Source organism: Klebsiella sp. ME-303, from assembly GCF_007910085.1.
Lineage (GTDB): Bacteria > Pseudomonadota > Gammaproteobacteria > Enterobacterales > Enterobacteriaceae > Klebsiella > Klebsiella michiganensis.
In genome coordinates this window covers 149810-162872 of the sequence record NZ_VOJB01000061.1, presented here as the reverse complement: position 1 = coordinate 162872, position 13063 = coordinate 149810, and the positions used below count along the sequence as shown (strand labels likewise).

Below are 13063 nucleotides of genomic sequence, written 5' to 3'. Positions count from 1 at the left end.
AGGCTATCGATAATGACAAAATTATTACCCACTTCAACAGCCGGCAGCTTACCGAAACCGTCCTGGCTTGCAGAGCCTGAGAAACTGTGGTCCCCATGGAAACTGCAGAATGAAGAGTTAATTGCCGGGAAAAAAGACGCGCTGAGCCTGTCCTTATTTGACCAACTGCGCGCCGGCATCGACATCGTCAGCGATGGCGAGCAAACCCGTCAGCACTTTGTTACTACGTTTATTGAGCACCTCAGCGGCGTCGATTTTGAAAAACGCGAAGTCGTTAAAATCCGTAATCGCTACGATGCGAGCGTTCCGACCGTCGTGGGCGCCGTCGAGCGTCAAAAACCCGTTTTTGTCGAAGATGCGCGTTTTTTACGTCAGCTCACCAGCCAGCCGATTAAGTGGGCGCTGCCGGGGCCCATGACCATGATTGATACGCTCTATGACAATCACTATAAGAGCCGCGAAAAACTGGCCTGGGAATTTGCGAAGATACTTAATCAGGAAGCCAGGGAGCTGGAGGCCGCCGGCGTCGACATTATTCAGTTTGATGAGCCAGCCTTTAATGTGTTTTTTGATGAGGTTAATGATTGGGGCATCGCGGCCTTAGAAAGAGCCGTTGAAGGGCTAAGATGCGAAACTGCGGTACATATCTGCTATGGATACGGCATCAAAGCGAATACCGACTGGAAAAAGACTCTGGGAACAGAGTGGCGACAATATGAAGAAGCGTTTCCTAAGCTGCAAACCTCCAGCATCGATATCATCTCGCTGGAATGCCATAACTCACGTGTTCCCATGGATCTGCTTGAACTGATTCGCGGTAAAAAAGTGATGGTTGGAGCCATCGACGTGGCGACCAATGCGATCGAAACGCCGGAGGAAGTCGCCGCGACCTTACGTAAAGCGCTGCAGTTTGTGGATGCCGATAAGCTTTATCCTTCAACCAACTGCGGCATGGCGCCGCTATCGCGTCCAGTGGCGAGCGGCAAGCTCAATGCCCTAAGCGCCGGGGCGGAAATTATCCGCCGGGAGCTGCAGGCTAAATAGAACCCTGGCAAAGGGCTGGAAGCCTCGCCGCAGCTGACGGATGTCCAGCGAACGGTATGAAGGTATGCGCGATGCTTCTGGCTCTGATTTCATCATTCGCTGACCGGGCATAATCAGTACGTCGTGCCGGGCGCTACTTAAAATATTTATCGAGGGGATCGTGGTGGCGGTATTTTCGGAAGAAAAACAGCCAGTAGACACAACCCAGAGTAGCGCCCAGCCCGGCAAACTGCAGATAAAGTATTTTACGTCGGGCAAGCAGGTCCATAAATGAATACGCGCCTTTCCACATATCAATAATGCCACCGTTTATCACCAGGTCTGTAAACAGCGCAAGCCCCGGCAGAGCAACCGCGTACGCCGCCATAAGGTATAAAAGCGCCGCAATCCTCATTTTGGTATTGATGTGCATATTCTGCCTCCTTGCCCGTGATGACAAAGCATAACATAGCCTATCAACGATCGGCATCGAGTGGGCTGTTGAGGGATGTTCGGACGGAGTTTCTCCTGGTGACTGATACGATAAATTATCGTGTATAAGGTGGTTCATCGATCGGCAAGCCAAAAGCAGAACGCCCCCTGGTGCATTGGCAGCAGGGGGCGTTTACGGGTGGGGATTATCGTCGTTCATCAGTCATCCCATTTGTGGCTCAGGTATGCGGCAAGAAATCCAAAGAACAGAATGGTTCCCAGAACTGCCATAAATACATGCATATTTCCCAGCATGATTAACCTCCATTAGTTTTGCTATGCGCTATGTTGTCCTCATTGAACGGGTTTACGGTTGTTGGATACATCTTAACCCGACTAATCTAAACAAACGCTTAACAAATTGCCCGGCGTGACTATTATCCATGTGAATCACTCCCCCTTTTTACCCGCCAGCGCGCTTTTCCTGTACTGCAACGGGCTAAGGGCAAACTGCTGGCGGAAGTGATGGCGCAGGGTGCTGGCGTTTGAGAAACCGCAAAGCTCGGCAATCTGCTCAACGCTCAGCCGGCTGTGGGCTAAGTGCTGCGTGGCGCGCTGAAGGCGCTCGTCAAGCAGCCAGCGGGCGGGGGTTTTGCCGGTAGCGTCTTCGAAACGGCGTAAAAACGTGCGCTGCCCCATGCCGGTTCTTTCCGCCAGCGAGGCCACGGTGTGGCCAGCGGCGAGATTCTGGTGCAGGAAATCAAATAATTGCCCCAGCCGCTGGCTCTCCCGCGCTTTGGCCACCGGGCGAACAATCTGCTGCGCCTGCCCGCCGTCGCGATGGGGGGAAACCACTAACCGTCGGGCGACAAGATTCGCCGCTTCGACGCCAAAGTCCTCGCGCACCAGGTGCAAACATAAATCGATACCCGCGGCGCTGCCTGCGGAGGTCATGACGCCTTCGGCGCCGACGTACAGCACGTCATCGATCACCTCAATGCGCGGAAACCGCGCCCGCAGCTGGTCGGTATAGCGCCAGTGGGTGGTCGCCTGGCGGCCGTTCAGCAGCCCGGCCGCGGCCAGAACGAAAACCCCGGAGCAGATAGAAATTATCCGGCAGCCTCGCGCATGGGCGGCGACCAGCGCCTCGCACAGCGCTGGCGGCACGGGGGAGTTAATACCGCGCCAGCCGGGCACCACGATGGTGTCCGCTTCGCCTAACAGCGCCATACCGCCGTCGGTCATGAGCCGAATTCCGCCGGTTGCCCGCAGCTCACCGTCGTCGACGGCGGCTACGGCAAAGCGATACCATCGTTCGCCCATCTCCGGGCGCGGCAGGCCGAAGATCTCTACGGCGACGCCAAATTCAAAGGTACACAGGCCATCGTAGGCGAGGGCAACAACCCGGTGGCATGACAACGTCACGGATGGGATTGTCAGGATTTCAGCGTTTTCAGTCATGGTTCTCGGCAGATGTCGCGCAGGCGGTTAATTAAAGTAGTGGTATCACAGACAAGGAGAAGATGCCATGAGTGTTGTAACCGCTATTGCCCCCGCCAGTTCTACCGACGCCGCCGCCTGGTTTCGTCATAAGCTAAGCCTCGAGACCGACTGCGCCGATGTCTACAGCGCGATGCGCGAAGGAGAAGTGGATTTTGTTCTGCTGCACGTCGTCGGCAGTGAGGAAACCTTTGCCCGTCGTCATCTCCCGGGCGCCCTGCATTTACCGCACCGACAAATTGATGAAACCAGAATGGCGCAGTGGCCTGATGACACGCTGTTTGTGGTCTACTGCGCCGGGCCGCACTGCAACGGGGCGGACGTCGCCGCCATGAAGCTGGCTCTGCTGGGGCGCCCGGTAAAAATGATGCTCGGCGGCCTGACCGGCTGGGAAGATGAAGGGTTGCCTTTCGCAAAGTGAATTTATTTCATGTGCCATGAAATATTGTCGTTTGCCGATGAAACCTCTGCATGCCAGTATCTGGACATATAGCCATCCAGAAGTCTATAAATTCAAATAATGAACTATCACGGTGGGTAATTAACTTTGCCCGCCGCTAAGGAGACACCATGCAACGTCATCAGGCCCCGTTCCGCGCAGATATTGTCGGCAGCTTTTTACGTCCGGACGCCATCAAACAGGCCCGTCAGCAGCTGGCCGCAGGCACCATCGACGCGCAGCAGCTGCGGCAGATAGAAAATGAGGCGATTCGCGTTCTGGTGCAGCAGCAGTGCGAGTGCGGGCTGCATGTGGTCACCGACGGTGAGTTCCGCCGCGCGTGGTGGCACTTTGATTTCTTTGACGGACTACAGGGCGTTGAGCGCTACGATTCAGAAAAGGGCATTCAGTTCAACGGGGTACAGACCAAAGCGCACGGCGTTCGCGTCACCGGTAAACTGGCCTTTGGCGATCACCCGATGCTGGAAGATTTTCGCTATCTGAAGAGCATCAGCGGCAGCGCTCAGCCGAAGATGACCATTCCCAGCCCGAGCGTGCTGCACTTCCGCGGCGGCCGGAAAGATATCGACGCGACGGTGTATCCGGATCTCGCCGACTATTTCGATGACCTGGCAACCACCTGGCGCGATGCCATTCGCGCCTTCTACGATGCGGGCTGCCGATATTTACAGCTTGATGACACCGTCTGGGCCTACCTCTGCTCCGATGAGCAGCGACAGCAGGTGCGCGAGCGCGGCGAAGACCCGGATGAGCTGGCGCGCATTTATGCCCGCGTTCTGAATAAGGCCCTGGAAGGGAAGCCGGAGGATCTGACCGTTGGCCTGCACGTGTGTCGCGGTAACTTCCGCTCGACCTGGATCTCCGAAGGCGGCTACGAGCCGGTTGCGGAAGTGCTGTTCGGCGGCGTTAACATCGACGCGTTCTTCCTCGAATATGACAATGACCGTTCCGGCGACTTCGCGCCGCTGCGCTACATTCGCCCCGGCCATCAGCAGGTGGTACTGGGCCTGATCACCACTAAAAACGGGGAGCTGGAAAACCCGGAAGGGGTGAAGGCTCGTCTGCAGGAGGCGGCGCAGTACGTCCCGCTGGCGCAAATTTGCCTCAGCCCGCAGTGCGGTTTTGCTTCCACCGAAGAGGGTAACTCTCTGACCGAAGCCCAGCAGTGGGATAAAGTCCGCCTGGTCACCGGCATCGCCGCGCAGGTCTGGTAATCTCTCCATAGCGCAGCGTTGCACTATTTTAAGGCAACGCTGTGCACCCACCTTTATTTTCCCCGTATTCTGCCGCGCTTTCAGACGCTTTCACAACCTGGCATCGTTTTTGCCTTATCACTTCCGGTGAGTCGTTAATTCATTTTTTTGTTTTTGCGCTATTCAGGAGTGACACACATGCAGCGTCGAACACTATTAAAAGCTTTTGCTCTCTCCGCCTCTGTTATTAGCATGGGCTTCTCCTTACAGGTTTATGCCGCCGACACCATTAAAGTCGGCATTATGCACTCGCTTTCCGGGACGATGGCGATTTCTGAAACCCCGCTGAAAGATGTCGCCCTGATGGCTATCGATGACATCAACGCCAAAGGCGGCGTACTGGGTAAAAAACTGGAACCGGTAGTGGTGGATCCGGCATCAAACTGGCCGCTGTTCGCCGAAAAAGCGCGTCAACTGCTGACGCAGGATAAGGTGGCGGCGGTGTTCGGCTGCTGGACCTCCGTATCGCGCAAATCGGTTCTGCCGGTATTTGAAGAGCTGAACGGTTTGCTCTTCTACCCGGTACAGTATGAAGGCGAAGAGATGTCGCCGAACGTCTTCTACACCGGGGCGGCACCAAACCAGCAGGCGATTCCGGCGGTGGAATACCTGCTGAGCGAAGACGGCGGCGGGGCGAAACGCTTCTTCCTGCTCGGTACCGACTACGTCTACCCGCGCACCACCAACAAAATTCTCCGCGCTTTCCTGCACGCCAAAGGCATTCAGGATAAAGACATCGAAGAGGTCTATACCCCGTTCGGCTATAGCGACTATCAGACTATCGTCGCCAATATCAAGAAGTTCTCCGCCGGCGGTAAAACCGCGGTGGTCTCTACCATCAACGGTGATTCCAACGTTCCGTTCTATAAAGAGCTGGCTAATCAGGGGCTGAAGGCGACGGACGTGCCGGTGGTAGCCTTTTCCGTGGGCGAGGAGGAGCTGCGCGGGATTGATACTAAACCGCTGGTGGGCAACCTCGCGGCGTGGAACTACTTCGAGTCCGTCGATAACCCAACCAACAAACAGTTTGTTGCCGACTATCGCGCTTACGCCAAAGCCCACAAGCTGCCAAACGCCGATACCGTGGTAACCAATGACCCGATGGAAGCGACCTGGGTTGGCCTGCACATGTGGGCGCAGGCGGTGACGAAAGCAGGATCGACCGATGTCGACAAGGTGCGTGATGCCATGGCCGGCCAAACCTTCAAGGCGCCGTCAGGCTTTACCCTGACCATGGATGCCACCAACCATCACCTGCACAAGCCGGTAATGATTGGCGAAATCGAAAGCAACGGCCAGTTTAACGTGGTCTGGCAGACCGAAGAGCCGGTACGCGCCCAGCCGTGGAGCCCGTGGATTGCCGGGAATGATAAAAAGCCGGATCACCCGGTTAAAACCGTCAGCAACTAAGCGTTAGACCCCGGCGCCGCGCCGGGGTGAATGATTCAGTCTTCCGGGCCCGAAGCCCGGATTTCCCCGAAAAGGAGAACGACCATGAACGCATTACGCCTCATGTGTTACTTCGCGCTGCTGATGGTCTTGATACCGTGGCGGGCGCAGGCAGCGGACGCCGACGATTTTGTGGCGGCCAATCGCAGCCAGCAGGCTCAGCTGCTGGAACAGTGGGCCGCCGCGCCCGAAGCGCCGCGTTTACCGCTGCTGCGGGCGCTGAAAAGTGAAACATTGCAATCCGATAGCGGCGGTCATGCGTTCAGCAAACAGGGCGACAGCCTGCTGGCGCTGGGCGCGGTTCCGGCGCCCGTCGGCCCAACAAAACCGGTGCGCCTGACCAATCGCCTGCGTAACCTGGCGGCAGGCGCGCTGGCGACGCATCTCCTGGTTAGTGACAACGTCACGGAAAGGGCCGCGGCGGCGAAAACCCTGCAGCGCGAAGCGACGCCTGAGATGGCGGGGCTGCTACAGCAGCGTCTGACGGCGGAAACCGACGGCGCGGTGAAGTCGCAGCTGGAAATTGCGCTGGCCCGTTTACAGCTTGTCAGTCCTCAGCCCGCACAGCGGCTGGCGGCCATCGAGCTGCTCGGCCACTCCGGTGACCCGGAAACTCAGGCGCTGCTGACGCCGTATACCGATGCCCGGCATGAGCCGGACCCGGCGATTCGCGCGGCGGCCCAGGAGAGCCTGAGTAAAATCCAGCACCGCCTGCTGCTGGGCGATCTTCTCGGCCAGGCTTTTATGGGCCTCTCCCTCGGTTCTGTCCTGCTGCTCGCCGCGCTCGGTCTGGCCATCACCTACGGTCTGCTCGGGGTGATCAATATGGCCCACGGCGAGATGCTGATGATTGGCGCCTACAGCTGCTGGCTGGTTCAGCAGGCGCTGGCGCAGCTGGCGCCGCAGTGGCTGGCCTTCTATCCGCTGATTGCGCTGCCGGTGGCGTTCCTGATCACCGGCGGTATCGGTATGGCGCTGGAACGCACCGTGATCCGTCATCTGTACGGGCGCCCGCTTGAGACGCTGCTCGCCACATGGGGGATCAGCCTGATGCTGATCCAGCTGGTACGGATGCTATTTGGCGCGCAGAACGTTGAGGTCGCCAATCCGGCATGGCTCTCCGGCGGCGTGCAGGTTCTGCCGAATCTCATCCTGCCGTGGAACCGTCTGGCGGTACTGGTTTTCGTGCTGCTGGTGCTGCTGTTTACCTGGCTGACGCTGAACAAGACCCGGCTAGGGATGAACGTGCGGGCGGTAACGCAAAACCGCGCGATGGCGGCCTGCTGCGGCGTGCCGACCGGACGGGTCGATATGCTGGCGTTTGGCCTCGGTTCGGGGATCGCGGGGCTGGGCGGCGTCGCGCTGTCGCAGCTCGGTAACGTCGGGCCCGAGCTGGGCCAGGGCTACATTATCGACTCCTTCCTCGTGGTGGTGCTCGGCGGCGTTGGTCAGCTGGCGGGCAGCGTGGCGGCGGCGTTTGGTCTTGGCATCTTTAACAAAATCCTTGAACCGCAGATGGGAGCCGTGCTGGGTAAGATCCTGATTCTGGTCTTGATTATCCTGTTTATCCAGAAACGTCCCCAGGGACTGTTCGCCCTCAAAGGGAGGGTTATTGACTGATGAGCCAACCTATTACCTTAACGCTGGCGCGCAAAGCGCCGCGCCCGCTGCGCTGGTTCGGCGTGCTGCTACTGCTGGGCCTGCTGAGTATGCCGTTTCTGGCGCTGCTGCCCGCCACGCATCCGCTGGCGGTCTCCACCTGGCTGCTGACGCTGACCGGCAAGATCCTCTGCTACGCCATTGTCGCCGTGGCGCTGGATTTGGTCTGGGGCTCTGCCGGGATGCTCTCGCTTGGCCATGGGATCTTTTTTGCCCTCGGCGGCTACGCCATGGGCATGTACCTGATGCGCCAGGCGGCGGGCGACGGATTGCCGGCCTTTATGTCGTTTTTGTCGTGGAGCGAGCTGCCGTGGTTCTGGTGGGGCACCCAGCATTTCGCCTGGGCTATGCTACTGGTGGTGCTGGTGCCCGGCCTGCTGGCGCTGGTTTTCGGCTGGTTTGCCTTCCGCTCGAAAATCAAAGGCGTCTATTTTTCGATTATGACCCAGGCGCTCACCTACGCCGGGATGCTGCTGTTTTTCCGTAACGAAACCGGCTTTGGCGGTAACAACGGTTTTACCGGCTTTACCACGCTGCTCGGTTTCTCCGTCACCGCCATCAGCACGCGGGCGGCGCTGTTTATGGCCACGGTACTGCTGCTGTTGCTCACCCTGTGGATTGGCTATTTGCTGGCGCAAAGCAAATTTGGCCGCGTGCTGACGGCGGTGCGCGATGCTGAAAACCGCCTGATGTTCTGCGGCTACGACCCGCGCGGCTTTAAGCTGCTGGTATGGACCCTTTCAGCCGTACTGTGCGGCCTGGCGGGGGCGCTGTACGTGCCGCAGGTCGGGATCATCAACCCCAGCGAAATGTCGCCGACCAACTCTATCGAAGCGGCCATCTGGGTGGCGCTCGGCGGTCGCGGAACCTTAATCGGCCCGGTGCTCGGCGCGGGGCTGGTCAACGGCGCGAAAAGCTACTTTACCGTGGCGATGCCGGAGTACTGGCAGCTCTTTCTGGGGCTGATTTTTATTATCGTGACGCTGTTTTTACCGCGTGGCGTTATCGGCCTGCTGCGTAAAGGAGATCGCTGATGCCATTGGATGAAGAGCTATTTACCCGCCAGCTGCCGACGGACCGCTTTCGCGAGCAGACCGATCCGGTACTGCAGCTGGAAGAGATTAACGTCAACTTTGACGGTTTTCAGGCGTTGACCAACCTGTCGCTGCAGATTGGCGTGGGCGAGCTACGCTGCGTGATTGGGCCGAACGGCGCCGGTAAAACCACCCTGATGGACGTCATCACCGGCAAAACCCGGCCGCAGAGCGGCAGGGCGCTTTACGATCAGTCGGTGGACTTAACAATCCTCGATCCCATCGCCATCGCCCGCCAGGGCATCGGGCGCAAGTTTCAGAAACCGACGGTCTTTGAGGCGCTGACGGTGGCAGAGAATCTCGAACTGGCAATGAAAGGTGATAAATCGGTGTGGGCCAGCCTGCGGGCGCGCCTGAACAGCGAGCAGGCCGACCGAATCAGCGAAACCCTCCGCCTGCTGCGGCTGGAGGGCGAACGCTATCGGCCGGCGGGGCTGCTGTCGCACGGGCAAAAGCAGTTTCTGGAAATCGGCATGCTGCTGGTACAGGAGCCGCATCTGCTGCTGCTGGACGAACCCGCCGCCGGGATGACCGATGCGGAGACAGAATATACCGCCGAGCTGTTCCGCACCCTTGCCGGGCAGCATTCGCTGATGGTGGTCGAGCATGATATGGGCTTTGTCGAGACCATCGCCGACAGGGTGACGGTGCTGCATCAGGGACAGGTGCTGGCGGAAGGGTCGCTGCGCGAGGTGCAGGCCAACGAACAGGTGATTGAAGTTTATCTCGGACGCTAAGGAGCGCGGATGTTACAGGTTAATCAACTACATCAATATTATGGCGGCAGCCATATCCTGCGTGGAGTGGATTTTGCCGCTCGCCAGGGCGAGATCACCTGCCTGCTCGGGCGCAACGGGGTGGGAAAAACCACCTTGCTGAAGTGCCTGATGGGGCTGATCCCGGCGCGCAGCGGCGAGGTGCTGTGGCAGGAGAAGAATATCACCCACCGTAAACCGCACCAGCGGGTGCAGTCGGGGATCGCCTACGTGCCCCAGGGGCGGGAGATTTTTCCGCGCCTGACGGTGGAGGAGAATCTGCTGATGGGGCTGTCCCGCTTTCCCGCCCGCGACGCGCGCGCGGTGCCGGAAGAGATTTATCAGCTGTTTCCGGTGCTGAAAACCATGAAGCAGCGGCGCGGGGGCGATCTTTCCGGCGGGCAACAGCAGCAGTTGGCCATTGGCCGCGCGTTGGCCAGCCGTCCGCAGCTGTTGATTCTTGATGAACCGACGGAGGGCATTCAGCCGTCGGTGATTAAGGAGATTGGCGAGGTGATTCGTCAGCTGGCGAACCGCGGGGATATGGCGATTCTGCTGGTCGAGCAGTTCTATGATTTTGCCGCCGGTCTGGCGGATCGCTATCTGGTGATGTCGCGCGGCGCGATTATCCAGCAGGGCAACGGCGGCGATATGGAAGCCGAAGGCGTCCGCGGGATGGTCACCATTTAACTCGCCCCGGATGGCGGCCTCCCCCCGGCTCGCGCTGCGCTTAGCCGGGCTACAGGTATACAGCAGTCTGCTGGCCCGTAGCCCGGGCAAGGCGCTTGCGCCGCCCCGGGGAGCTCACCACAGGCCGCATTGGATATGGCTCCCGGATGGCGGCTGACGCCTTATCCGGGCTACCGCTCGCAGACGGCGATGAACCCGTAGCCCGGGCAAGGCGCTTTGCGCCGCCCCCGGGGAGTTCGCCACAGGGCGCATTGGATATGATTTCCCGGAGGCGATGCTGCGCATCTGTCCGGGCTACCGCTCGCAGACGGCGATGGACCCGTAGCCCGGGCAAGGCGCTTGCGCCGCCCCCGGGGAGCTCGCCACAGGGCGCATTGGATATGATTTCCCGGAGGCGATGCTGCGCGTCTGTCCGGGCTACCGCTCGCAGACGGCGATGGACCCGTAGCCCGGGCAAGGCGCTTTGCGCCGCCCCCGGGGAGCTCACCACAGGGCGCATTGGATATGATTTCCCGGAGGCGATGCTGCGCATCTGTCCGGGCTACCGCTCGCAGACGGCGATGAACCCGTAGCCCGGGCAAGGCGCTTTGCGCCGCCCCCGGGGAGATCGCAACAGGCCGCATTGGATATGGCTCCCGGAGGCGATGCTGCGCATCTGTCCGGGCTACCGCTCGCAGACGGCGATGAACCCGTAGCCCGGGCAAGGCGCTTTGCGCCGCCCCCGGGGAGCTCGCCACAGGGCGCATTGGATATGATTTCCCGGAGGCGATGCTGCGCATCTGTCCGGGCTACCGCTCGCAGACGGCGATGAACCCGTAGCCCGGGCAAGGCGCTTGCGCCGCCCTCGGGAAAAGCGCGCAGAGGGCTATTTGCGCAGCAGCCGCTGCAGGCGCGCCTGACGCCAGCGATTAATCCATTCGCCAAAAACAAACAGGCGCAACCCTTTAACCACCAGCAGCGCTCCCCAGACGATCGCCACCCATGCGGACCAGTAGCTCTCTGCGCCGCTCAGCCAGTTCAGCAGCGCCAGCAGAACGCAAACGACGACGGCCACCGTCAATGAACGGTAAAAACGGCTCTCGCGTTCGACGCGCGCTTTGGCTTCCTCAATACGTAAATCCAGCGACGCTTCGTGGCCCGCCGGCGATTCGCCGCTAATCTCGGCGACGTTAACTTCAAATACCGCCGCAAGCGCGCTGAGCGTCTCGAGGCCGGGACGGTCGCCGTTCTCGATGCGCTGAATGGTGCGCACGCTGACGCCGGCCAGTTCGGCAAGCTGCTCCTGCGACCAGGCGCGCTGCAAACGTAATTGTTTAACCTGATGACTACTGTTCATTGTTTCTATCTCCGGGTGAAAACCTGAGATGGAGTATCATCGAGCGGGCTGTCGGGCACCACGATCGAAACCCGACAGGGACGCGACAGCAACCTGACAGCCGCACGGCGCCCGGCATCAGGCGCGGGCGACCGCGCTACCGTTCCACGGACGAACGTTCATGCCGCGGAAAATCATCAGCCATGCGGCGATAATCGCCAGCATCAATATCACAAACAGCGACCAGTGCGGCAGATGGGTCAGAATCGTTCCGGTCAGCATCGGGTTAAACGCCGCCCCCAGCCAGCCCAGCGACTGGGCGGAAAAGTAGCTGGCTTTCATGCCCGGCGGCGCAATGTTATCGATCAGCATATATTCCCCCGGCGCGTAGATAACCTCTCCGAGCGTAAAAATGGCGGCGGAGACGCCCCACAGCAGCAGGCTGTTATCGGAAATAACAAAACCGCCCAGCCCGAGCACAAAACAGACCGTTCCAAAGGTCATCAGCGGGCGAATATTGCGGGCGGTAAGGCGACGACCAACCGCATACTGCAGCGCCACCACCACGGCCGCGTTAACCGGCAGTACCACCGCAACCACTTTTTCGGCAAAATCGCTGTCCGCTACCACCAGCACATACTGGGAAATGCAGGAAGCGAAAGAGCCGCCGACAAAGGAGGCCAGCAGGCCGGAAAGGGTAAACCACAGCAGAGCGCGATCGCGCAGCAGCACCGACGGCGACCACTGGACCGCGTTATCCTGAGCAATCGCGGCGCTGGTGCGCTGCACGAACAGCTGAATAAATACCAGCGGAAGGGCGGCGCAGCCGGCTGCCAGCCAGAACGGCAGGTTAATACTGTGCATGACCAGCAGAGTGCCGATAGGCGGCCCAACGGTCCAGCCAATATTGAGAAAGGTATAGTTAAGGGAAAAAATCTGCGCCTTCTTTTCCGGCGACAGCACGTCGGCAAACCACGCTTTCAGCACGGTTGAGAAGACGGAGTAGGCGCAGTTAATCAGCGCGAAGAAAAACACCACCAGCGCGACGCTATTGACCAGAGGAATAGCGATAAAGCCGCCAATAAACGCCAGCACGGCGAGCGTCATATAGCGCTTTTTTTCGAACTTATCGGCGAGAATGCCAAAACCCATGCTGAACAGCACCCCGACGATCAGCGCGCTCGACAGCGCATAGCCGATTTTATCCACCTCCAGCTGGTACTGGCGGGTGAGGTAGATCGTCATAAAAGGTAACGTTGCGCCGCGGCCAATGGTTAACAGCAACGACGAAGCCAGCAGCGCTGCGGTTGAGCGCCTGAGAGTCGGTATCATTTTTTCCTTGCCTGATGTGATGTTATTTTTGTTGTCACGATCACAAATAGCACGCTAACCGGGGCTTGTATAGTTCCCGGGGGTGATGAAAAGCACGCCAG

General features: G+C 59.3%; 13 protein-coding genes. 8 read left to right on the top strand and 5 right to left on the bottom strand.

What is annotated here, in order from left to right; translation table 11 throughout:
* Positions 1 to 12: 12 nt before the first annotated feature.
* Positions 13 to 1044: a methionine synthase gene (locus FQK12_RS06245; RefSeq protein WP_014229503.1), complete on the top strand. Its 1032-nt coding sequence runs from the start codon at positions 13 to 15 to the stop codon at positions 1042 to 1044.
* Between the two features lie 133 nt (positions 1045 to 1177).
* Here the strand turns inward: FQK12_RS06245 and FQK12_RS06240 are convergent, their stop codons facing one another.
* From FQK12_RS06240 to ftrA, 3 genes are all read right to left on the bottom strand, one after another.
* Complete coding sequence (locus tag FQK12_RS06240) at positions 1178 to 1456, bottom strand: hypothetical protein (protein WP_014229502.1); 279 nt, start codon at positions 1454 to 1456, stop codon at positions 1178 to 1180.
* A gap of 218 nt (positions 1457 to 1674) precedes the next feature.
* Positions 1675 to 1770, bottom strand: coding sequence for a protein MgtS (mgtS, locus tag FQK12_RS06235; RefSeq protein ID WP_004102377.1), 96 nt, complete (start codon positions 1768 to 1770; stop codon positions 1675 to 1677).
* A gap of 135 nt (positions 1771 to 1905) precedes the next feature.
* Positions 1906 to 2916: a transcriptional regulator FtrA gene (ftrA, locus tag FQK12_RS06230; protein WP_014229501.1), complete on the bottom strand. Its 1011-nt coding sequence runs from the start codon at positions 2914 to 2916 to the stop codon at positions 1906 to 1908.
* A gap of 67 nt (positions 2917 to 2983) precedes the next feature.
* On the opposite strand from ftrA, the gene FQK12_RS06225 reads away from it, so the two are divergent.
* The 7 genes from FQK12_RS06225 (at position 2984) to urtE (ending at position 10315) form a co-directional block, all read left to right on the top strand.
* Entirely contained in the window at positions 2984 to 3376 is a 393-nt protein-coding gene (locus FQK12_RS06225; RefSeq protein ID WP_004851202.1) for a rhodanese-like domain-containing protein, read from the top strand.
* 149 nt (positions 3377 to 3525) lie between these two features.
* Positions 3526 to 4629, top strand: a complete 1104-nt coding sequence (locus tag FQK12_RS06220; RefSeq protein WP_014229500.1) for a cobalamin-independent methionine synthase II family protein — start codon at positions 3526 to 3528, stop codon at positions 4627 to 4629.
* Positions 4630 to 4806: 177 nt separating this feature from the next.
* Positions 4807 to 6078, top strand: coding sequence for an urea ABC transporter substrate-binding protein (gene urtA, locus FQK12_RS06215; RefSeq protein WP_014229499.1), 1272 nt, complete (start codon positions 4807 to 4809; stop codon positions 6076 to 6078).
* Between the two features lie 84 nt (positions 6079 to 6162).
* Positions 6163 to 7737 carry an urea ABC transporter permease subunit UrtB gene (urtB, locus tag FQK12_RS06210; RefSeq protein ID WP_014229498.1) on the top strand — a complete coding sequence of 525 codons (1575 nt, stop codon included), beginning with the start codon at positions 6163 to 6165 and terminating at the stop codon, positions 7735 to 7737.
* The gene (gene urtC / locus FQK12_RS06205) at positions 7737 to 8810 is read left to right on the top strand and encodes an urea ABC transporter permease subunit UrtC (RefSeq protein ID WP_146295673.1); all 1074 of its coding nucleotides are present in this window, start codon (positions 7737 to 7739) and stop codon (positions 8808 to 8810) included. Before urtB ends, urtC begins: the two co-directional genes overlap by 1 nt.
* Complete coding sequence (urtD, locus tag FQK12_RS06200) at positions 8810 to 9607, top strand: urea ABC transporter ATP-binding protein UrtD (protein ID WP_014229496.1); 798 nt, start codon at positions 8810 to 8812, stop codon at positions 9605 to 9607. Before urtC ends, urtD begins: the two co-directional genes overlap by 1 nt.
* Positions 9608 to 9616: 9 nt before the next feature.
* On the top strand, positions 9617 to 10315 hold the full coding sequence (gene urtE, locus FQK12_RS06195; RefSeq protein WP_014229495.1) for an urea ABC transporter ATP-binding subunit UrtE: 699 nt from the start codon (positions 9617 to 9619) through the stop codon (positions 10313 to 10315).
* Positions 10316 to 11180: 865 nt separating this feature from the next.
* Here the strand turns inward: urtE and FQK12_RS06185 are convergent.
* Together FQK12_RS06185 and ydeE are read right to left on the bottom strand one after the other, a co-directional pair.
* The gene (locus FQK12_RS06185; RefSeq protein ID WP_009654748.1) at positions 11181 to 11651 is read right to left on the bottom strand and encodes a helix-turn-helix domain-containing protein; all 471 of its coding nucleotides are present in this window, start codon (positions 11649 to 11651) and stop codon (positions 11181 to 11183) included.
* Positions 11652 to 11768: 117 nt separating this feature from the next.
* On the bottom strand, positions 11769 to 12962 hold the full coding sequence (gene ydeE, locus FQK12_RS06180; RefSeq protein WP_014229494.1) for an efflux MFS transporter YdeE: 1194 nt from the start codon (positions 12960 to 12962) through the stop codon (positions 11769 to 11771).
* Positions 12963 to 13063 lie beyond the last annotated feature (101 nt).

What these genes read in the sequence shown, in the direction of transcription:
- FQK12_RS06245 (WP_014229503.1), top strand. Translation starts at nt 13, where the DNA reads ATGACAAAATTATTACCCACTTCAACAGCCGGCAGCTTACCGAAACCG.
- FQK12_RS06240 (WP_014229502.1), bottom strand. Translation starts at nt 1,456, where the DNA reads ATGCACATCAATACCAAAATGAGGATTGCGGCGCTTTTATACCTTATG.
- mgtS (WP_004102377.1), bottom strand. Translation starts at nt 1,770, where the DNA reads ATGCTGGGAAATATGCATGTATTTATGGCAGTTCTGGGAACCATTCTG.
- ftrA (WP_014229501.1), bottom strand. Translation starts at nt 2,916, where the DNA reads ATGACTGAAAACGCTGAAATCCTGACAATCCCATCCGTGACGTTGTCA.
- FQK12_RS06225 (WP_004851202.1), top strand. Translation starts at nt 2,984, where the DNA reads ATGAGTGTTGTAACCGCTATTGCCCCCGCCAGTTCTACCGACGCCGCC.
- FQK12_RS06220 (WP_014229500.1), top strand. Translation starts at nt 3,526, where the DNA reads ATGCAACGTCATCAGGCCCCGTTCCGCGCAGATATTGTCGGCAGCTTT.
- urtA (WP_014229499.1), top strand. Translation starts at nt 4,807, where the DNA reads ATGCAGCGTCGAACACTATTAAAAGCTTTTGCTCTCTCCGCCTCTGTT.
- urtB (WP_014229498.1), top strand. Translation starts at nt 6,163, where the DNA reads ATGAACGCATTACGCCTCATGTGTTACTTCGCGCTGCTGATGGTCTTG.
- urtC (WP_146295673.1), top strand. Translation starts at nt 7,737, where the DNA reads ATGAGCCAACCTATTACCTTAACGCTGGCGCGCAAAGCGCCGCGCCCG.
- urtD (WP_014229496.1), top strand. Translation starts at nt 8,810, where the DNA reads ATGCCATTGGATGAAGAGCTATTTACCCGCCAGCTGCCGACGGACCGC.
- urtE (WP_014229495.1), top strand. Translation starts at nt 9,617, where the DNA reads ATGTTACAGGTTAATCAACTACATCAATATTATGGCGGCAGCCATATC.
- FQK12_RS06185 (WP_009654748.1), bottom strand. Translation starts at nt 11,651, where the DNA reads ATGAACAGTAGTCATCAGGTTAAACAATTACGTTTGCAGCGCGCCTGG.
- ydeE (WP_014229494.1), bottom strand. Translation starts at nt 12,962, where the DNA reads ATGATACCGACTCTCAGGCGCTCAACCGCAGCGCTGCTGGCTTCGTCG.